We start from the raw sequence: 19,264 nt of genomic DNA, 5'->3' as shown, positions 1-19,264 counted from the left end.
GCCGAGGCGCTCGGCGAGCCGGCGCTGCGGTGGGCGCTCGACGGGGGAGAGGACCACGGCCTGCTGGCGACGTTCCCGGCCGGGACCGCGCTGCCGGCGCCGTTCCGCGCGGTCGGTCGCGTCCACGACGTCGCCGACGGAGACGTGCCGGGCGTGCGCGTCGACGGCGTGGCCGCACCGGCACGGTCCGGCTGGGACCACTTCGGCGGCTGAGGGTCAGCCGCGGCGGTAGCGGACCTCGAGCAGGCTCTCGCCGCCGATGTCGTCGTACCGCTCGACGCCGTCCGCCTGGAATCCGTGCCGCCGGTAGAAGTGCCGCGCGCGCTCGTTGTCCGCGAGCACCCAGAGCGTGATGGTCGTCTTGTCCCCGACCTCTCCGATGACCGTCCGCATGAGGTCACGAGCCACCCCGTGCCCCCAGGTGCCGGGGTCGAGGTAGATGGAGAAGATCTCCCGGTCGCCGCGCCGCGCGTCCTCGTCGCGGCTGGGCCCGACGGTGACGAAGCCGACCAGCCGGTCGGGGACCGCGGCCACCCAGGTGCGGATCTCGTCCGCGGGCCCCTCGCGCAGGTACTTCGTCCATTGGGCGGTGCGCTCGTTCGCGTCGAGGGAGGCGAGGTACGCGTCGGGCACGATGCCGGCGTACGCCTCCTGCCACGACCGCACGTGCACCCGGGCGATACCCGCGGCGTCCCCCTCGGAGGCTGTGCGGATCGTCACCTCGTCCAGCTGCTCGACCATGGAGGTCACCATGCCACACGATTCGGACATGACGAAGGGCCATGAGGTGACAACCTCACGGCCCTTCGGATGAGACTGGGTACGTCAGATGGCGCGCTGCACCTTGCCGGCCTTGAGGCACGACGTGCACACGTTGAGACGCTTGGGCGTCCCCGCGACGACGGCACGCACGCGCTGGATGTTCGGGTTCCAGCGACGCTTCGTGCGCACGTGCGAGTGCGAGATGCTGTGCCCGAAGCTCGGGCCCTTGGCGCAGACGTCGCAGTTGGCAGCCACGATCTTCTCCTGTTGCTCTGTACGGATCATCTGCCGCGTGTGCGGCGAAGTCATGTGGTCTTTCGTGGGTGGGAGCGCACGAGCGACGCCGACTCCGAGAGAGGATTCGGGGGCCGCTTCGGGGCACCACCAGTGCCCAGCAAGGCCGGGCAACCGGTCAAGACTAGCCCATCGGGCACGTCGACCCAAATGTGGGTGCGATGAGGCAGGGTGGTGCCGCGGAGGTGCAGGTCGACGCCGGTACGACGGCGGGATGCTGTGACAGAGCCCAGCGGTGGACGTCGGAGGTGCGGTGGATCTGCTCGAGGCAGCGACGGTTCGGTCGTGGGCCGGCGCCGCGCTCACCGCCCTGGAGGGGGCGCGGGACCGGATCGACGCCGTCAACGTGTTCCCGGTCGCGGACTCCGACACGGGCACGAACGTGCTGCTGACCGTCGCGGGCGGCCGCGACGCGGTCGGGCTCGTCGGGCCGGAGGCGGGCGCTCCCGAGGTCGCGCGCGCGTTCGCCCGGGGAGCCCTGCTGGCGGCGCACGGGAACTCCGGGGTCATCGTCAGCCAGTACCTGACCGGGTTCGCCCGCGGCCTGCCGGACGGCGCGGGGGCGCACGAGGTCGCGCGGTGCCTGGCGGTCGCCGCGCGGGCCGCGCGGGAGGCGACGGTCGAGCCGCAGGAGGGCACGGTGCTGACGCTCGCCGACGTCGTCGCCGGCGCGGCCCGGACCGCCGCCGACGCGGGCGCCGACCTGCCGACCATGCTCGCGGAGGCCGTGGCGGAGGCCCTGCGGGCCCTGGGGCGCATCAGCGCGGTGCACCCCGTGCTGCGCGCCGCCCGCGTGCTCGACGCGGGCGCCTGCGCCCTGCTCGTCGTGCTGGACGCGCTGGCGCGGTCGGCGGCAGAGGAGCGACCGGTGGTCGTGCCGCTGGACTGGCTGCCGACGGCCCCGGCGCACCTCGCGTCGGTCGAGCCGTCCGGCGGCGCGTTCGAGGTCATGCTGCTGGTGAGCGACGACCACCCGCAGGTCGACACGGGTGCGGAGCTGCGCCGGCGGATGGGTGCGCTCGGGGACTCCGTCGCGGTCGTGGGCGGCGACGGCTGGTGGCACGTGCACGTCCACACCGACGACCCGGCGGCGGCGATCGAGGGCGCCGCGCTCGGCCGTCGGGAGCAGGTGCTCGTCCGGCTCCTGTCCGGCGCGCACGCGGGCGGGTCCGCGCTGGACGGCGGGCCGGAGCGCTGGGGCGTCGTGGTCTGCACGGCCGCGCCGGGCCTGGCCGCCTGGTACGCCTCCGCCGGTGCGGTCACGCTCGTGCAGTGCCCGGAGGCGCCCGTCCGGGCGGTGCACCTCGAGCGGGCGGTCACGGACTCGGGCGCCGCGCGTGTCGTGCTGCTCCCGGGCGCTGCGGGCGCCGTCGGTCCGCTGGCCACGCCCGGCGTGCTCGTCGACGTGCTCGACGCCGCGGACGAGGTCCGGCTCGTGGTCGGCACGCTCGCGCTCGCGGGCGCCGGGCCGACGGCCGAGGGCCGGGCCGCGGCGGACGGAGCACTGGCCAGGCTCGGCGTGGCCGAGGTCGAGGTCGCGACAGTGCGGTCCGCCTGCGACGCGGCCGACGCGCTCCTGGGCACCGCGCGTGCGGTGCCCGCCGAGAGCCTCACCCTGCTGGTGCGGGACGTGACCGGCGACGGCCTGGTCGACGCGGTGGTCGAGCACCTGGCCGCGCACCATCCCGGCGTCGAGGCGACGGCGGTCGGTCCGACGGGTCACGGGCCCGCGCTCGTCCTCGGGCTGGACTGATCGTGTCCGGCGGCCTGGTGTACCCGGACAGCGTCCCGACGCGCGCCGACGCCCTCGAGCGACGGGCGCCCGGCACACCCGCCCAGCAGAAGAAGCTGGCCGGGCTCGGCATCGAGACGGCCGGGGACCTGCTCGCGCACTACCCGTGGAGGTACGCGGACACGCGCGAGGTGACCGACATCGCCAGCCTGGCGGTGGGCCACAACGTGTCGCTGGTCGCCCGCGTGCGCAGCGCGGAGATCAAGACCGCGATGAAGACCGGCAAGCCGCGGGTCGAGGCGAAGATCACCGACGGCACGCGCACGCTCGACCTGGTCATCTTCATGCCCAACCACGGCGCGGCCGGCTACCACCTCAAGCGGCTGGTGCCGGGGGAGCTCGGGCTCTTCTCGGGCCAGATCAACCTCTTCAACGGCCGGTTGCAGCTGGCCAACCCGACCTACTCGATCTTCGGGCTCGAGGTCGACGAGGAGGTGGCGCTCGAGGAGGCCGAGTGGCCGATCCCGATCTACCCGGCGACGGCCGGTCTGGAGACCGACAAGATCCGCCTGCTGGTCCGCAAGGCGCTCGACCCGCTGACCGAGAGCGACGTGCCCGACCCGGTCCCGGACCTCGTCCGCGCGGAGCGGCACCTCGCGTCGCGCTGGTCCGCGCTGCGCAACGTGCACGTCCCGCGCACCGAGGAGGACTGGCGCAAGGGCCAGGCGCGCCTGCGGTACGAGGAGGCGTTCGTCCTGCAGGCCGAGCTGGCCCGCCGGCGCGCGCACGCGCAGCGCGAGGAGTCCACCGCGCGACCCGTCCGGGCCGGGGGACTGCTCGACGCGTTCGACGCACGCCTGCCGTTCACGCTGACCGAGGGCCAGGTGGCGGCGGGGGAGCAGATCGCCGACGACCTCGCCCGACCGCACCCCATGCAGCGCCTGCTCCAGGGCGAGGTCGGGTCCGGCAAGACGGTCGTCGCGCTGCGGGCGATGCTGCAGGTGGTCGACGCCGGCGGTCAGGCAGCCCTGCTCGCGCCCACGTCGGTGCTCGCGGCCCAGCACGTCCGGACGCTGCGCGCGCTGCTCGGCGACCTGGCCGAGGGCGGGCTGCTGGGCGGCTCGGAGATCGGGACGCGCGTCGCGCTGGTCACGGGCGCGCAGTCCGCGGCGGAGCGGCGCAGCAACCTGCTGGAGGCGGCGAGCGGGCAGGCGGGGATCGTCGTCGGCACGCACGCGCTGCTGTCCGACCCCGTGCAGTTCGCCGACCTCGGGCTCGTGGTCATCGACGAGCAGCACAAGTTCGGCGTCGAGCAGCGGGGGCGGCTGCAGGCCAAGGCGGCGAACGCCCCGCACCTGCTGGTGACGACGGCGACGCCGATCCCGCGCACCGTGGCGATGACCGTGTTCGGGGAGCTCGAGATCTCCGAGCTGCGGCACGTCCCCGCCGGGCGCAGCGGCATCACCACGCACGTCGTCCCCGCCGACAACCGGGTGTGGATGGACCGGACGTGGAGCCGCGTGCGCGAGGAGGTCGAGAAGGGTGGCCGGGCGTTCGTCGTGTGCGCGCGGATCGACGAGGACACCGAGGGCGCGGGCGACGCCGACGACGGCGTGGAGCTGGTGCCGGACGAGCCCGCGACCGTCGGCGAGGCGCAGGCCGCGGCGCAGCGCGCCCCGAAGAAGCCGCTGCGGGGCGTCCTGGAGGTGGCCGAGACGCTGCGCGGCGACGCGCGGCTCGGGGGCGCGGCGGTCGGCCTCCTGCACGGCCGGATGTCGAGCGAGGAGAAGGACCGGGCGATCGCCGACTTCGCCTCGGGCCGCACCCCCGTGCTCGTGTCGACGACCGTGATCGAGGTCGGCGTGGACGTGCCGGCTGCCACGGTCATGGTGATCCTCGACGCGCACGTGTTCGGGCTGTCCCAGCTCCACCAGCTGCGGGGGCGGGTGGGGCGGGGCAGCGCGCCCGGGCTCTGCCTGCTCGTCGCGGACGCGCCCGAGGGAACGGTGGCGGCGCAGCGCCTCGGTGCGCTCGCGGCCACCACGGACGGGTTCGAGCTGGCGCGGGTCGACCTCGAGCTGCGGCGCGAGGGCGACGTGCTGGGCTCGGCGCAGTCCGGACGCCGCGGGACCCTGCGGTTCCTGCGCATCGTCAGCGACGGCGCCGTCATCGACCGGGCCCGCGACGACGCCCGCGCGCTGGTCGAGGTCGACCCCGAGCTGGCCGCGTGGCCGGCGCTGCAGGCGGCGATCGCGACCCAGCTGGCGGGCGGCCGCGAGGAGTTCCTGGGCCAGAGCTGACGACGGGCCGCAGCACCCACCTGCCGCAGATACCCTGGCGCTCGTGTCCAAGCCCGTCATCAGCGCCAAGGATCTTCTCGTCGGCTACGGCGGGGCGCCCGTGTGCGCACCCGTGACGTTCACGCTGGCGCCGGGCAAGGTGGTCGCCCTCGTCGGCGCCAACGGCTCCGGCAAGTCGACGGTGCTCCGCGCGGTCATCGGCCTGCTCGAGCCGTCGGGCGGGACGCTGCAGGTGTTCGGCGCCCCCGTGGACGAGCGGGAGGTCGCCTTCCGCACCAAGGTCGCCAGCGTCCTGGACGACGACGCGTACTTCCCGGCGCTCACGGTCTCGGAGCACCTCTACCTGACCGCCCGCGGGCACGGCGTGCACGGCGCCCAGGAGCTGGTGGCCGAGCTGCTCGCCGAGTTCGGCCTGTCGGACCACGCCCGCTCGCTGCCCGTCGCCCTGTCGTCCGGCCAGCGTCGGCGCCTGCTCCTCGCCGCCGGCTTCGTGCGACCGCGGTCGCTGCTGGTGCTCGACGAGCCGGAGCAGCGGCTCGACCGGGCGATGCGGGACCGGCTGGCGGACCGGATCGTCGCCGAGAAGAAGGCCGGGGGCGCGGTCCTGCTGGCCACGCACGACCCGGACCTCCTGCGCGCGGTCGCGGACCGGGCGGTGCACGTCTCGGACAGCGTGACGCGGGTGCTTCCCCCGGACCAGGCCGCCGACCTGATCTCGCGGGAGAACCCGTGACCGACCTGCCTGTCGGCGACCTGGACGACGACGAGCCCGCGGTCCAGCCGTTCGAGGTCGGCGAGGTCCCCTCGGCCAAGAGCATCCGGCGGTTCACGTCGCAGGCCGCCAACGCGCGCGGGGGCGCGAGCATCGGCTCGCTGCTCTCGAGCGTCTACTACGCCGTCATCAGCATCGCGATCAGCATCGGCATCGCCCTGGGCGCCGCCCAGGCCATGCGCGTCGCCCTGCCCCCGGCCCCGGACGTGCAGGCGCCGGTCTCGCTGAGCCTGGCCACCCTGGTCGTCGTGATCCTGGTCGCGCTCGCGGGCGTCCTGCTGTCCCTCGCCGGACGCCTGGGCCCGGTCGGCGCGGGCGGGGCCGAGGCTGCGTGGTGGCTGGGCCTTCCGGTCGACCGGCGTGGGCTGCTGCGGCCCGCCGCGCGGCGGCTGCCGCTGCTCGCCGGGTTCGTCGGCGCCGTCATCGTGGCCCTCCTCGACGCGGGCCTGCTGGCCGACGCCGGGCACCGCGTGGTGCGGGTCGCCGGCACCGCCGCCGTCGTCGCCGCGGGGATCGTGCTGCTCGCGGCCGTCGGGCAGTCCGCCAGCGTCTCGCGGCGCGCCATCGCCCTCGTCGGCGACGTGCTGCTCTTCCTCGCCCCGGTCGCCGCCGTCGTGCTCTCGCTCGTGGGATGGTCCGTCGACGAGGTCCCCGGGCCGCCGTGGTGGCTGCTCGCGTCGCTCGCCGTCGTGGTCGCCGCGCTGGCGTTCCTGGTGGACAACCGGCTCGGTCGTATGCCCGAGCGGACCCTGCGCGAGAGCGGCTCCGTGGCCACGCAGGCGGTCGGTGCCGTGGTGTCGATGGACTCGCGCGAGCTCGGGCGCGCCCTGACCGACGGCGCCGCGCCGCCGGTGCGCCGCTGGATCTCACGGCTGCGCACCGCCCGCGGCCCCGCGTCCGCGCTGATCACCGCCGACGTCGTCGTCCTGCGCCGGTCCGCACGCCACGTGGTGCAGCTGGGGGTCGCCGCGCTGGTGCCCGTGCTGGTCAGCACCGTCCCCGAGCTGGCCAGCCCGTTCGGCGTGCTGCTCGGCCTGCTCGTGGCCGGCTACGTGGCGATGAGYGCGACSGGKGAGGGYGCCCGGCGCGCCGAGATGGCCCCGATCCTCGACCGGCTGCTGCCGATCGAGGCCAAGACGGTCCGGCGGCTGCGCATGGTCGTGCCGGCCGCCGCGATGGCGCTGTGGTCGATCGTCGCGTTCGCGGCCGTCGGGCGCTGGGCCTCGGACGTGCCCGGGTGGATCGCGCTCGGGCTGGCGTCGACGCCCGTGTGGGCTGCCGCCGCCGTCCGCGCCTCGTACCGGCCCGCGCCCGACTGGGGCGGCGCCCTGGTCTCCACGCCCATGGGTGCCCTGCCGACCGGCGTGGCGACCGTGCTGGCCCGCGGCCCGGACCTCGTCGTGCTCGGCCTGCTGCCGGTGTGGATCGCGGTGYTGCTGCGGACCGTCAACCCGATCCTGCTCTATGTGCAGGTCATCCTCTCGGTCATCGCCGTCGCGATCGCCTCGTCGATCCGGACCGGGTCGCTGATGGAACGGATGATGGAGTCGCAGGAGTCGATGCAGGACAAGGCGGGAGTCCGCAAGTGACCCGCATCGTCGCCGGAACGGTCGGCGGCCGCACGCTCGTCGTGCCCAAGGCGGGCACCCGGCCGACCAGCGACCGGGTCCGCGAGGCGCTGTACTCGCGGCTCGAGCACCTCGACGTGGTCGACGGCGCCCGCGTGCTCGACCTCTACGCGGGCTCCGGCGCGCTCGGCATCGAGGCCGCCAGCCGCGGGGCCGCGCACGTGACGCTGGTGGACTCGGCTCGCGACGCCGCCGAGGTGTGCCGCCGCAACGTCGCCACGCTCGGCCTGGCGGACCGCGTGCAGGTGGTCGCGGAGAAGGCCGAGCGGTTCGCGCAGCGGGCGCCCACCGCGCCGTGGGACCTCGTGCTCGTCGACCCGCCGTACGACCTGTCGGAGCAGGACCTCGGGGTCGTCCTCGCGGGCATCGCGCCGGCGCTGACCGCGCACGCCGTCGTCGTCGTCGAACGCTCGTCGCGCACGCCGGAGCCGACGTGGCCCGAGACGCTGGTGCGGCTCGACCGCCGGGCGTACGGCGAGACGGTCATGTGGTTCGCGGAGCCGGTGCCGCGGCCCTGAGAGACCGTCAGGGACGGTGCAGCACCGTCAGGAGCGGGCCGTCGTCGCCCAGCGGGACGGTGCCGGCGGCGGCGTACCCGAGGCGCTCGTAGAACGGGAGGTTCCGCGGGTCGCTGGTGGCGAGGTACGTGCCTGCGTCGCCGGCCGCGGCGATCCCGTGCTCGACCAGCCGCCGACCGATCCCGCGGCCCTGCAGCCCCGGCTCGACGCCGAGGAAGTTGAGGTACGCGGCCGGCCCGGCGGGAGCCAGCGGGGCCGCGGACGCCAGCGCGGCGCCGATCTCGTCGGCCCGCGCGCGTCCCACCAGCAGCGCCAGCACGCCCGACGCCGTCGGCACGCTGGTCGAGACGGGCACCGGACCCGGGAGCCGCCAGGCGGCGACGCCGACGACGGCACCGTGCTGGCGGGCGACGTGCACGCGGCCGGCGGCCAGGTACCGGTCGACGGACGGCCCCAGCCAGGCCGCGCACGCGTCCTCGCGGGTGGCATCGTCGGGCAGCGCCCAGGCCATGAGCGGGTTCGCCCGGTAGGCGTGCGCGAGGACCGTGCGGATCGCGGGGGAGTCCGCGGCGGTGGCGTGGTCCAGGACGACGTCGGAGGCCATGCCCGAGGGTAGGGCTGCCGCGCGTTCGGCTGGTCGGACCGGGTGGCTGGCCTACCCTGACGTGGTGACCATCGCCGTCTGCCCCGGGTCGTTCGACCCCCTCACGCTCGGCCACATGGATGTGATCAGGCGCGCCCGGTCGATGTTCGACGAGGTCGTCGTCGGCGTCGCACGCAACTCGTCGAAGGCGTCGTTGCTGCCGGTGGACGTGCGGATCGCGCTGGCCCGGGCGGCGCTCGCCGACGTGGAYGGGGTGCGGGTCGAGGCCGTCGACGGGCTGCTGGCCGACTTCGTCCGGGAGGTCGGGGCCGCCGCGGTGGTCAAGGGCCTGCGCGGCGGGGCCGACTTCGACGCCGAGCTGCCCATGGCGCTGATGAACCGGCACCTCTCGGGCGTGGAGACGGTGTTCGTCGTCGGCGACCAGGCGCTGGCGCACATCGCGTCGTCGCTGGTCAAGGACGTGGCGCGCTACGGCGGACCGATCGACGACCTCGTGCCCGAGGGCGTCGCGGACGCGGTGCGGACGGCACTTCGAGGAAGGGACGCAGGATGACCGACGAGGACCCGACCACCCGGCCCGAGGGCCTCACGGGCGTGCTCGACGCGATCGGCTCGGCCGTGGCGAACGCGCGGGCGATGCCGATGTCGTCGTCCGTGCTGGTGAACCGCGCCGAGCTGCTCGACCTGGTCGAGCAGGCGCGGGACGTGCTGCCCAGCCAGCTCTCGCGCGCCGACGAGGTGCTGGCCGACGCCGGTGCGGCGCGTGCGGTGGCCCAGGCCGAGGCCGACGCGGTGCTCGCGCAGGCGCGCGCGCAGGCCGCCGCGCTGGTCGAGCAGGAGGCGGTCGTGGTGGCTGCGCAGGAGCGGGCCGCGCAGATCGTCGCCGAGGCCGAGGAGACGGCCGACCGGCTGCAGCGCGACGCGGACGACTACTGCGACCGGCGGCTGGCGGACTTCGAGATCGACCTGGGCAAGGTGCTGAGCCAGGTGCAGGCCGGGCGGGCGAAGCTCGCTGGTCGGCTCGGGGCCGACGAGAGCTGAGACCTGCGCCACTCCCGGAGGATTTGGGCGGCCCCAGACCTGTGCCGTAGAGTTGTCCGTTGGTTCTGCCGCTCATGGCACGGACCGAGATCAACGAGGGGACCCTGGCCGTGCAGCGCCCTGTTCACCTCGATCCCCGTTCGCCGTTCGTGCTCGATTCGCACGAGCTCGGCCGACGTCCGGGATCGACGCGGACCGTGCAGCGCACCGTGGGCGCCCCGGAGGATCTCGGTACTGACGTGATCGGCATCYCCACCGGGACCGATGTCGAGCTGGATCTGCGGCTCGAGGCGGTCATGGAGGGGGTCCTGGTCTCCGGATCCGTCCGCGGCCGGGCGATCGGGGAGTGCGTGCGCTGCCTGGGTGAGGTCGTCGAGGATGTCGACGTCCCCCTCATGGAGCTGTACGTCTACCCCGAGCGCGCGGCGATCGCGGTCGAGGACGGGGACGACGAGGAGGACGTGCGCGAGCTGGAGGGCGACCTGGTCGACCTCGAGCCCGCGCTGCGGGACACGGTCGTGCCGGCTCTGCCGTTCCAGCCGCTGTGCCGTCCCGACTGCCCCGGTCTGTGCTCCGAGTGTGGCGCACGGCTCGCGGATGACCCTGACCACTCGCATGAGACGCTTGACCCCCGCTGGTCCGCCCTGGGCGGCCTGCTGGGTTCGAACGACGAGACGAAAGAGAGCTAGCCGTGGCTGTTCCGAAGCGCAAGATGTCGCGCAGCAACACCCGTGCGCGTCGGTCGCAGTGGAAGACCACTGCCACGACGCTCCACACGTGCCCGCAGTGCAAGTCCAACAAGATGCCGCACACGGCCTGCCCGACGTGCGGTACCTACAAGGACCGCGCCTACGCCGAGGCCGTGCGTACGGAGTTCGAGGCTCGCTGAGCTGCGGCTCATCAAGCAACGCTCCACCGCCGCTGAGCATTCGATGACCGGAGGACCGGCGTGAGTGCCGCGGCAGAACTTCTCGAGAAGCTCGGGGTCCACCTGGACCCCGAGCTTCTCGTGCTTGCCCTGACCCACCGCTCGTTCGCGCACGAGGCCGGCGGCATCCCGACCAACGAGCGGCTCGAGTTCCTCGGGGACACCGTGCTCGGCCTGGTCGTCACGGAGTCGCTGTACCGGGCGCACCCGGACCTGCCCGAGGGTGCGTTGGCGAAGATGCGCGCCGCCACCGTCTCGCAGCGCGCGCTCGCCGTCGTCGCGCGGGACCTGGACCTGGGCAGCTACGTGCTGCTGGGCAAGGGCGAGCTGAGCACCGGCGGCCGCGACAAGGACTCGATCCTCTCGGACACGCTCGAGGCGGTGTTCGGCGCCGTGTACCTGTCCCACGGCCTGGAGTCGGCGCGGACGCTCGTCGAGCGGCTGGTCGGCCCGTCACTCGAAGCCGCCGCGGACCTCGGCGCGGGCCTGGACTGGAAGACCTCGCTGCAGGAGCTCTCCGCGACGCTGGGCCTGGGTGCCCCCGTCTACGAGGTCAGCGGCGAGGGCCCGGACCACTCGCGCACGTTCACCGCCCACGCCGTCGTGGCCGGGGTGTCGCGCGGGGTCGGCGTCGGGTCGGCCAAGAAGCTCGCCGAGCAGGACGCCGCGGCGGACGCCTACCGCGCGCTGGCGGCGCTGCCGCAGGACTGACGTGCCCGAGCTCCCCGAGGTCGAGACCGTCCGGGACGGGCTGGCGCGGCACGTGCTGGGCCGCACCGTCACGGGCGTGGAGGTGCGGCGCGACTACAGCATCCGGCGGCACACGGGCGGGCCGCTCGACTTCGCCGGCCGGCTCGACGGGCGACGGTTCGACGCGGCGGTCCGACGCGGCAAGTTCCTCTGGCTGCTGCTCGACGACGGCGACGACGCCCTCATGGCCCACCTCGGCATGAGCGGCCAGCTGCTCGTGCGGTCGCCCGGCGAGCCCCTGGTCGAGCACCCCCACCTGCGGGTCCGGCTGTCCCTCGACGACGGCGCCGCCCTCGACTTCGTCGACCAGCGCACGTTCGGGCACCTCAGCGTCCCCGACCTGGTGCCGACTCCCGACGGGCTCCCGGGCGGGCTCGGCTCGCCGGCGCCGGTGGTCCCTGAGCCCGTCGCGCACATCGCCCGCGACCTGCTCGACCCCGCCCTCGACCACGCCGCCCTGGTCGCCGCGGTCCGCCGCCGCCGCACGGGGCTCAAACGCGCGCTGCTCGACCAGTCGCTGATCTCGGGAATCGGCAACATCTACGCGGACGAGGGGCTGTGGCGAGCGCAGCTGCACTACGCCCGGCCCACCGAGACGCTGCGCAGGGCCGAGGTCGAGCGGGCGCTCGCCGGTGCGCACGAGGTCATGACGGAGGCGCTCGCGCAGGGCGGCACCAGCTTCGACGCCCTCTACGTGAACGTGAACGGCGCGTCCGGGTACTTCGACCGCTCGCTCGCCGTGTACGGGCAGGAGGGCCGGCCGTGCCCCCGCTGCGGGACACCGGTGCGGCGCGACGAGTTCATGAACCGGTCGTCGTACACCTGCCCGCACTGCCAGCCGCGCCCGCGGCGGGGCCGGTTCTAGCGCGTCGCTCTCACCTGAAAGTGGGACATACGTGACAAAACGGAACGGTTCGGTCACGCTTCCCACGGTGCGCAACGGTGCGACGACAGGGGGCCAAGACCGATGGCTGGCAGCGGGCAAGACGACGAAGTGACCAATGTCCGGGCGGTGATCACCACCACGGCAATCACGGCCGTCGTGGTGGTGGGGGCGCACGTCGTGCTCGCCGTCAACTACGTGCAGCATCGCGACCTCCCGTGGCAGCCGGTGGTCGGGATCGCCCTGTCGACCGTCTCGCTCGTCGCGTTCGGTGGCTTCTACGTCGCTGCGAGACGCGCACGCGTCGCGATCGGTGCGGCGTTCATCCTGACATTCCTGACCATGCTCCCCTTCGCCTTGACCATCCCGGCGTTGGCAGGAAATGCCGAGACCGAGCTCGCCAGGAACTTGGTGAAGCAGTTCTCGGCGGTGGTCGGCACCGTGGTCGCCTTCTACTTCGGCACGGAGGCAGTGATCTCGGGACTCAAGCTCTGGACGATCTCGAAGAACCCCGAGGCGAGCGACCAGATCAGAACCGCGGATCGCGACCTGGCCACTCGCACGGTCAAGCCGAAGACGACCGAGAGCTGATCGGCGACCCTCGGCACGCCTAGCGCCGGACCACGTTCCGCAGCGGGCCGCCCGACAGGAACGCCGTCAGGTTGGCGGACACCAGCTCGCCGGCGCCCATCGGCCGGCCACCGGCAGCGTGCGGGCTGATCAGGATGCGCGGCTCCGCCCAGAGCGGGGAGTCGGCGGGGAGCGGCTCGGTCTCGAACACGTCGAGCGCGGCGCCGGCCAGCCGGTCGGACCGCAGGGCGTCGAGCAGCGCGTCCTCGTCGAGCGTCGCCCCGCGGCCCACGTTGACCACCCAGGCGTGCCGGGGCAGGAGGGCGAGGACGCCCGCGTCGACCGCGTGCCGGGTCTGGCCGGTGGCGGGCAGCAGGGAGACCAGCACGTCGGTGCGGGGCAGGTGGTCCGGGAGGTCGAACGCGGAGATGACCGGGAAGCCGTGCCGGTCGCCCGCCGTGGTGGCCACGCCGGTCACCTGGGCGCCCAGCGCGGCGAGCAGGGGCGCGAGGCGCGCGGCGATCGACCCGAAGCCCCAGACGAGCACGCGGGCGCGATCCAGGGTCCGGAACGACTGCCCCGGCTCGTCGTGCTGCATGCCGCCCAGCTCGGTGGCCCAGCGGTGCTGGTCCTGGGCGCGCACGAGCTCGGGCAGGCGACGCGCCGCGGCCAGGACCAGGGCGAGCGTGTGCTCGGCCACCGGTCCGTCGTGCAGGCCGCGGCCCGATGTGATCGCGACGTCGTCGGCGAACCCCGCACCGAGCACGGCGTCGGGCCCGGCCGCGAGCGTCTGCACCCACCGCAGGTTCGGCAGCCGCCGGGCAGCGTCGGCCAGCTGGTCGTCCCCGTTGCCCCAGACCACCAGCGCGTCCGCGTCGAGCGCGTCGTCGGGGACCGGTCGACCCACGTCGTAGCGGACCACCCGGACGTCCGGTGGCACGTTCGGCGCGTCGGTCATGGTCGTGGGCAGCAGCAGGGTGGTCACCCTCGTACGATGCCATCGTGCCCGCTACCACCGCCTCCGCAGGTCCCATCACCGTGATGATCGTCGACGACCACGAGGTGGTGCGTCGCGGCATCGCCGAGGTGGTGGAGCGTGCCGACGGCATGACCGTCGTCGCCGAGGCCGGTTCGGTCGCCGACGGGGCCCGCCGGGCCGCCCTGGTGCGCCCGCAGGTGCTCCTGGTGGACCTGCAGCTGCCGGACGGCACGGGCATCGAGCTGCTGCGCACGCTGCACGAGACGCTGCCGGACGCCCGCGCGATCGTGCTGACGTCGTTCGACGACGACGACGCCCTCGCTGCCGCGCTCGACGCCGGCGCCGCCGCCTACCTGCTCAAGTCAGTCCGCGGCGCCGAGATCACGGACGTCATCCGCGCGGTCGCCGCCGGGCGCATCCTGCTCGACGAGCGGACCGTCACGCGGCGCAAGGCCGGCCACGACGACCCGACCGAGAACCTCACCCCCAGCGAGCTGCGCGTCATCGAGCTCATCGGCGAGGGCCTGTCCAACCGCGAGATCGCGGAGCGGCTCGGCGTGGTCGAGAAGACCGTGAAGAACCACATCACGTCCCTGCTGGCCAAGATGGGCCTGCAGCGCCGGACGCAGGTCGCCGCGTGGGTGGCGTCGCGCAAGCACGCCGGCTGGCGGGTCGAACCCGGTCACTGACCGGGTCGAACCCGGTCACTGAGCGGTCAGGCCCGCAGACCGGCCGGGGACGGGTCCTCGCGCCAGAGGCGGGCGGTCATCTGCTCGACCAGCTCGTCGAGCTGCGGCTCGTCGCTGCCGGACCACTGGTCGACGATCCGGCGCAGCTGCGCGCGCTCGTTCTCGCGGATCTCGTCGGCGATCGCGTGCCCGGCGTCGGTCGGCGTCACGACCCCGTCGGTGACGTCGACGAGGCCCCGGGACAGCAGCACGTCCGCGGTGGCCAGCACGCGGTCGCGCTCGACGCCCGAGTGGTCGACCATCGCGTCGATGGTCCGCGAGCCCTCGGCCGTGACCCGCGCGAGCATCCAGCACTGGCCTGGCGTGAGGCCGATGTCGAGATCGCGGTTGAGGATCGCGTACGCCCGCAGCGGGTCCTGGTGCCCGACCTCGCGCCACAGCAGCAGCCGCAGCTCCTCGAACGACGTCCGGCTGGCGGGCAGCGCGTAGACCTCGCCCTGCTCGGGGCGGCTGGCGCCCGTGCGCAGCGTGACCTCGGGGATGAGCCAGGCCAGCACGAAGGCCAGGACGCCGACCGGGACGGCGTACAGGAAGATCGTGTGGATCGCGTCGGAGTAGCCGTCGAGGAACCAGTCCTGGACGTCGGTCGGGCAGCTGCGCAGGGCGGCCGACGTCGCGCTGAGGGCGGGGCCCGAGCAGGGGCCGGCGGCGCCGGCCGGGGGAGCGGCGGCCAGGGTCGACTCGAGGTGCGAGTTGAACAGGGTGCCGAACACGGCGACGCCCACGCAGCTGCCGATCGTCCGGAAGAACGTGGCGCCGCTGGTGCCTGTGCCGAGGTCGCGGTACTCGACGGCGTTCTGCACGGCCAGCACGAGCACCTGCATGACCATGCCGAGCCCCGCGCCGAGCACGAACATCGACAGGCCGGACTGCAGGGCCGTCGTGTCCCGGCCCATGAGGGAGAGCAGGTAGAGGCCCACGGTGAAGACGGCGGAGCCGAGGATCGGGAAGACCTTGTACCGGCCCGTGCGGCTGATGATCTGGCCGCTGGTGATCGAGGTGAGCAGCAGGCCGACCATCATGGGGATCATCTGGAGGCCGGAACCGGTGGGCGTGGCGCCCTGGACCTGCTGCAGGTAGAGCGGGAGGAACGTGATCGACCCGAACATCGCGAACCCGACCACGAACCCGACGCCCGAGGTGGTGGAGAAGACCGGGTTGCGGAACAGCCGCAGCGGCAGCACGGGCTCGGGCACGCGCGCCTCCACGAACCCGAACACGATCCCGGCCACGACGGCGAGCAGCGACAGCCCGATGACCTGCACCGAGCCCCAGTCYCAGCTCGACCCGCCGAGCGAGGTGACGAGCACGATGCAGGTGGCCACCGTCGCCAGCAGCGTGATGCCCCAGACGTCGATCTTCGGCGACGTCCGTGCCTTGGTCACCGGCAGCACCGCGGCGACGACGACGAGGGCGAGCACGCCGATCGGGATGTTCACGTAGAACACCCAGCGCCACGTCAGGTGGTCCACGAAGAAGCCGCCCAGCAGCGGCCCGGCGACGCTGGACAGCCCGAACACGGCCCCGAACGCGCCCTGGTAGCGGCCCCGGTCCCGGGGCGGCACGACGTCGGCGATGATCGCCTGCGAGAGCACCATGAGCCCGCCGCCGCCGACGCCCTGCACCGCCCGCCACGCGATGAGCTGCAGCATCGTCTGCGACGTGCCGGCGAGCGCGGAGCCGACGAGGAAGATGACGATGCAGGTGATGAACAGGATCTTGCGGCCGTACAGGTCGCCGAGCTTGCCCCACAGGGGTGTCGTCACCGTCGACGCGAGCATGTACGCGGTGACCACCCACGAGAGGTGCTCGGCGCCGCCGAGGTCCTGCACGATGGTGGGCAGCGCGGTCGCGACGATCGTCTGGTCGAGCGCCGCCAGCAGCATCGCGAGCATCAGCCCGCCGAAGATGGCCCAGATCGCCCTCTGCGAGAGCTGTCCTGCCGGTGACTCGACCTGCGGTGCCATGCGCGCCCCCTCGCGTCCCTCGCATCGTCGACCCGGCGCAAGGGGCTCGCAAACGCTCAGCCGAGCGGCGCCTCCCAGGTCAGCAGCGTGCCGCGACCGTCGGGCGGCACGCCCAGGCTGAACGTCCCGCCGTGCTGCCGGGCGCGGGACGCGAGGTTGCCGGTGCCCGAGCTGCGGCCGCGCCGCTGCGGGAGGCCGGCCCCGTCGTCCTGCACCTCGACGAGGACCACGCCGCGCGGCCCAGAGCCGCGGACCGAGACKCGCACCGTGACGGACGCCGCGTGGGCGTGCCGTGCCGCGTTGGCCAGGCCCTCGCGCACCACCGCCACGACGTCGGACGCGCGCGTCGCGTCGACCCGCTCGTCCAGCTGGTCCTCCTCGGTCCCGCCGTCGACCAGGGCCTTGTCGTCCAGGCTGACGACGAACGACGGCGCGAAGCCGAGACCGGTGCGCGCGAGCGAGGCCTCGCGCCGCAGGCGCTCGACCAGCCCGGAGGCGGCGTCGGGATCGCGGAGCTCGTGCACGATCTGGCGGATCTGGCGCACGGAGCCGTCGACGTTGTCGAGCGCCTCGTCGACGATCCCGGCCAGCTCCGAGGGGTCGACACCGCGCGCCGCGCGCCGCCGGACCGTCTCCAGCTGCATGCCGGTGGCGAAGAGCTGCTGGATGGCCAGGTCGTGCAGGTCGCGGGCGATGCGCGCCCGCTCGTCGAGGAGCGCCGCGACGTCCTGGGCGTGGCGTGCGCCGGCCAGCAGGAAGGCGAGCGCCGCCTGCGCGGCGAACGACTCGGCGGTCGCCAGGTCGGAGTCCTCGAACGGTGTCCCGCCGATGCGTCGGAGCAGGATGAGGACGCCCATGTCGCGGCCCGGCGACCGCAGCGGCGCGTAGAGGGCCGGGCCGAAGGTGCGCATCGCGGGCACCCCGACCGTCCGGGCCTGCGACAGCGACGGCGTCGTGAGGCCCTTGCCCTCGGTCATGACGGTCCAGGCGCGGCCGCCCTTCGGCATGGGGTTGCCCAGGATGCGGTCGCTGTCGTGCCCGACCGCGAGCTCGATGAGGAGCTCCCCGCCCACGCCGGGCAGCGCGAGCGCCGCGGTGTCGGCGTGCGCGACCTCGAGGGCGGTCGAGGCGATGTGCTCGAGCGCCTCCTCCTCGTCGATCCCCTCGAGCAGCATCGTCGTGATGGCCTGCCCGGCACGCAGCCAGTGCTCGCGGCGCTCGGCCTCGGCGTACAGCTGGGCGTTCGCGACGGCGACCCCGGCGGCTGCGGCGAGCGCCAGCACGACGTCGTCGTCCGCCTCCGTGAACCCGCCGTCCTTCTCCGAGAGGTACAGCTGCCCGAACACCCGCGGGCCGACGCGGACCGAGGTGCCGAGGAACGAGCCCATCGGGGGGTGCTCGGGCGGGAAGCCGCGGAAGGCGGGATGCTCGCGCAGGTCCGCGAGCCGCAGCACGCCGGTCTCGGGGATCTCGCCCAGCACGCCCGCGGCGTGCGGTGCCGCCTTCATCACCCGGGCCAGCGCGGTGGGCACGCCGGTGAACACGAAGGTCGTCGACGTGCCGTGCGCGTCCAGGACGTTGAGCGCTCCGTACCGGGCACCCGTGAGGTCGGCGCTGACCTGCACGAAACGCTCGAGGACGGCGGCGATGTCGAGCTCGCTGGCGACGGCCAGGATCGCGCCCAGGAGGTCGCTCAGCGCGTCTCCGGTCGCGCGGAGCGGGGAGTCGGGCACCTCGGTGAGCGAGCCCGGCAGGGCCTCATCGGGCACGTCCCGCCTCCTGTCGGTCGGTCGCGCGTTCGCGGTCCAGCGACTCACGGTAGCCGGGCACCGCGGCGACCAGCTCCGCGTGGGTGCCGCGCGCGCGGACCCCGCCCGCGTCGAGCCAGACGACCTCGTCGGCGGCGGCCAGCGGGGTGAGCCGGTGCGTCACGACCACCACCCCGCGCGGGTCCCCGAGCAGGTCGGTGACCAGCGCGTCCGCCCGTACGGGGTCGAGGTGCTCGGCCGGCTCGTCGACCAGCAGCAGGGCCGCCGGGGACAGCAGGGCGCGCGCGACGAGCAGCCGGCGCCGCTCCCCGCCGGAGACCGTCCTGGCGTCGGGGCCGAGCAGCGTGCCGAGGCCGTCCGGCAGGCCGGCGAGCCAGTCGCCGAGGCCGACGCGCCGCAGGACCGCGGCCGCCTCGTCCTGCGTGACGTCGCCGCGGGCCACCCGCAGGTTCTCGAGCACGGTCGTCCCGAAGACGTGCGCGTCCTCGGTGCCGACGACGACCGCGGCCGTGACGGCGTCCCGGGACAGGTGGTCGACGTCGTGCCCGTCGAGGGTGAGCGACCCGGCGCGCCGGGGGAGCAGGCCCGCCAGCGTGAGCAGCGTGGTCGTCTTGCCCGTGCCGGAGGGGCCGACGATGGCGACGGACCGGCCGGGGCGCAGGTCGAGGTCGAGGTCCGCGACGACGGTGTCCGCCCCCGGCCAGCCCGCCGCCAGCCCCGTCGCGGAGAGTGGCGGACGCCCCGGTGCCGGGTCGGTCGGGGCAGGATCCGTCGGCGCGTCCAGCAGGGCGAGGATCCGCACGGCGGCCGCGCGCGAACGCTGCACCTGGATGGCCGCGGCGGGCAGCAGGGCCGTCGCCTCGAACGCCGCGAGGGGCGTGAGCACGATGACGGCGAGCTCGACCGGCGAGAGCAGCCCGGCGCCGACCGCGGGGATGCCCGTCAGCAGGGCGGCCAGCACCGCGACACCGACGGCCAGCTGCCCGAGGCCGGCGGCGACGGCGGCCGGTCCGGCGCC

20 protein-coding genes and 1 pseudogene are annotated in these 19,264 nt (G+C 74.4%); 14 read left to right on the top strand and 7 right to left on the bottom strand.

Annotation, left to right across the window (positions count from 1 at the left end; all coding sequences use genetic code 11):
* Nucleotides 1-213: pseudogene (locus ACXJKG_RS10080) on the top strand (thiamine-phosphate kinase); the annotation flags it as partial.
* 3 nt (nt 214-216) lie between these two features.
* Here the strand turns inward: ACXJKG_RS10080 and ACXJKG_RS10075 are convergent.
* Nucleotides 217-741: an N-acetyltransferase family protein gene (locus tag ACXJKG_RS10075; protein ID WP_456845626.1), complete on the bottom strand. Its 525-nt coding sequence runs from the start codon at nt 739-741 to the stop codon at nt 217-219.
* Between the two features lie 84 nt (nt 742-825).
* Nucleotides 826-1,017, bottom strand: coding sequence for a 50S ribosomal protein L28 (gene rpmB / locus ACXJKG_RS10070; RefSeq protein WP_028050248.1), 192 nt, complete (start codon nt 1,015-1,017; stop codon nt 826-828).
* 292 nt (nt 1,018-1,309) lie between these two features.
* Here rpmB and ACXJKG_RS10065 point away from each other — a divergent pair, with 292 nt between their 5' ends.
* The 5 genes from ACXJKG_RS10065 to rsmD are packed head-to-tail and all read left to right on the top strand — an operon-like array spanning nt 1,310 to nt 8,006.
* A complete protein-coding gene (locus tag ACXJKG_RS10065) occupies nt 1,310-2,809 on the top strand; it encodes a DAK2 domain-containing protein (RefSeq protein ID WP_456845625.1) in 1,500 nt (499 codons plus the stop codon).
* Nucleotides 2,810-2,811: 2 nt separating this feature from the next.
* A complete protein-coding gene (locus ACXJKG_RS10060; RefSeq protein WP_456845624.1) occupies nt 2,812-5,088 on the top strand; it encodes an ATP-dependent DNA helicase RecG in 2,277 nt (758 codons plus the stop codon).
* 43 nt (nt 5,089-5,131) lie between these two features.
* On the top strand, nt 5,132-5,821 hold the full coding sequence (locus tag ACXJKG_RS10055; RefSeq protein WP_456845623.1) for an ABC transporter ATP-binding protein: 690 nt from the start codon (nt 5,132-5,134) through the stop codon (nt 5,819-5,821).
* Nucleotides 5,818-7,449, top strand: coding sequence for a DUF6297 family protein (locus ACXJKG_RS10050; protein WP_456845622.1), 1,632 nt, complete (start codon nt 5,818-5,820; stop codon nt 7,447-7,449). Before ACXJKG_RS10055 ends, ACXJKG_RS10050 begins: the two co-directional genes overlap by 4 nt.
* Nucleotides 7,446-8,006 carry a 16S rRNA (guanine(966)-N(2))-methyltransferase RsmD gene (gene rsmD / locus ACXJKG_RS10045; RefSeq protein WP_456845621.1) on the top strand — a complete coding sequence of 187 codons (561 nt, stop codon included), beginning with the start codon at nt 7,446-7,448 and terminating at the stop codon, nt 8,004-8,006. The genes ACXJKG_RS10050 and rsmD overlap by 4 nt, the downstream gene beginning before the upstream one ends.
* A 7-nt stretch (nt 8,007-8,013) precedes the next feature.
* On the opposite strand, the gene ACXJKG_RS10040 is transcribed toward rsmD, so the two are convergent.
* Nucleotides 8,014-8,610 (bottom strand): GNAT family N-acetyltransferase, encoded by a 597-nt coding sequence (locus ACXJKG_RS10040; RefSeq protein WP_456845620.1) that lies wholly within the window; start codon nt 8,608-8,610, stop codon nt 8,014-8,016.
* Between the two features lie 64 nt (nt 8,611-8,674).
* Between ACXJKG_RS10040 and coaD the strand changes: the two genes are divergently transcribed.
* The 7 genes from coaD to ACXJKG_RS10005 all read left to right on the top strand — a co-directional run bounded on the left by coaD (nt 8,675) and on the right by ACXJKG_RS10005 (nt 12,803).
* Entirely contained in the window at nt 8,675-9,163 is a 489-nt protein-coding gene (coaD, locus tag ACXJKG_RS10035; RefSeq protein ID WP_456845619.1) for a pantetheine-phosphate adenylyltransferase, read from the top strand.
* Nucleotides 9,160-9,651, top strand: a complete 492-nt coding sequence (locus ACXJKG_RS10030; protein ID WP_456845618.1) for a hypothetical protein — start codon at nt 9,160-9,162, stop codon at nt 9,649-9,651. Before coaD ends, ACXJKG_RS10030 begins: the two co-directional genes overlap by 4 nt.
* 110 nt (nt 9,652-9,761) lie before the next feature.
* Nucleotides 9,762-10,340, top strand: coding sequence for a YceD family protein (locus ACXJKG_RS10025; protein ID WP_456845628.1), 579 nt, complete (start codon nt 9,762-9,764; stop codon nt 10,338-10,340).
* A 2-nt stretch (nt 10,341-10,342) separates the two neighbouring features.
* Nucleotides 10,343-10,540, top strand: coding sequence for a 50S ribosomal protein L32 (gene rpmF / locus ACXJKG_RS10020; RefSeq protein ID WP_370505356.1), 198 nt, complete (start codon nt 10,343-10,345; stop codon nt 10,538-10,540).
* 60 nt (nt 10,541-10,600) lie between these two features.
* A complete protein-coding gene (gene rnc / locus ACXJKG_RS10015; RefSeq protein WP_456845617.1) occupies nt 10,601-11,290 on the top strand; it encodes a ribonuclease III in 690 nt (229 codons plus the stop codon).
* A gap of 1 nt (nt 11,291) precedes the next feature.
* Nucleotides 11,292-12,194 (top strand): bifunctional DNA-formamidopyrimidine glycosylase/DNA-(apurinic or apyrimidinic site) lyase, encoded by a 903-nt coding sequence (gene mutM, locus ACXJKG_RS10010; protein WP_456845616.1) that lies wholly within the window; start codon nt 11,292-11,294, stop codon nt 12,192-12,194.
* A 147-nt stretch (nt 12,195-12,341) separates the two neighbouring features.
* On the top strand, nt 12,342-12,803 hold the full coding sequence (locus ACXJKG_RS10005; protein WP_456845615.1) for a hypothetical protein: 462 nt from the start codon (nt 12,342-12,344) through the stop codon (nt 12,801-12,803).
* 19 nt (nt 12,804-12,822) lie between these two features.
* On the opposite strand, the gene ACXJKG_RS10000 is transcribed toward ACXJKG_RS10005, so the two are convergent.
* A complete protein-coding gene (locus ACXJKG_RS10000) occupies nt 12,823-13,767 on the bottom strand; it encodes an NAD(P)-dependent oxidoreductase (protein WP_456845614.1) in 945 nt (314 codons plus the stop codon).
* Nucleotides 13,768-13,823: 56 nt separating this feature from the next.
* On the opposite strand from ACXJKG_RS10000, the gene ACXJKG_RS09995 reads away from it, so the two are divergent.
* Nucleotides 13,824-14,450, top strand: coding sequence for a response regulator (locus tag ACXJKG_RS09995; RefSeq protein WP_456845627.1), 627 nt, complete (start codon nt 13,824-13,826; stop codon nt 14,448-14,450).
* A gap of 26 nt (nt 14,451-14,476) precedes the next feature.
* Here the strand turns inward: ACXJKG_RS09995 and ACXJKG_RS09990 are convergent, their stop codons facing one another.
* The 3 genes from ACXJKG_RS09990 to ACXJKG_RS09980 all read right to left on the bottom strand — a co-directional run.
* The gene (locus ACXJKG_RS09990) at nt 14,477-16,477 is read right to left on the bottom strand and encodes an MFS transporter (protein ID WP_456845613.1); all 2,001 of its coding nucleotides are present in this window, start codon (nt 16,475-16,477) and stop codon (nt 14,477-14,479) included.
* 56 nt (nt 16,478-16,533) lie between these two features.
* Nucleotides 16,534-18,246: a GAF domain-containing sensor histidine kinase gene (locus ACXJKG_RS09985; RefSeq protein WP_456845612.1), complete on the bottom strand. Its 1,713-nt coding sequence runs from the start codon at nt 18,244-18,246 to the stop codon at nt 16,534-16,536.
* The coding region (locus ACXJKG_RS09980) for an ATP-binding cassette domain-containing protein (protein ID WP_456845611.1) at nt 18,236-19,264 on the bottom strand (1,029 nt) is incomplete at its 5' end. The genes ACXJKG_RS09985 and ACXJKG_RS09980, both read right to left, overlap by 11 nt.

It is taken from the genome of Cellulomonas sp. P5_C6 (assembly GCF_054049635.1).
This window is presented reverse-complemented; position numbering and strand designations above follow the sequence as displayed.

Excerpts from the sequence above, each read along its gene's own strand:
- ACXJKG_RS10075 (WP_456845626.1), bottom strand. The coding sequence starts at position 741 with ATGGTCGAGCAGCTGGACGAGGTGACGATCCGCACAGCCTCCGAGGGG.
- ACXJKG_RS10040 (WP_456845620.1), bottom strand. The coding sequence starts at position 8,610 with ATGGCCTCCGACGTCGTCCTGGACCACGCCACCGCCGCGGACTCCCCC.
- ACXJKG_RS10030 (WP_456845618.1), top strand. The coding sequence starts at position 9,160 with ATGACCGACGAGGACCCGACCACCCGGCCCGAGGGCCTCACGGGCGTG.
- ACXJKG_RS09995 (WP_456845627.1), top strand. The coding sequence starts at position 13,824 with ATGATCGTCGACGACCACGAGGTGGTGCGTCGCGGCATCGCCGAGGTG.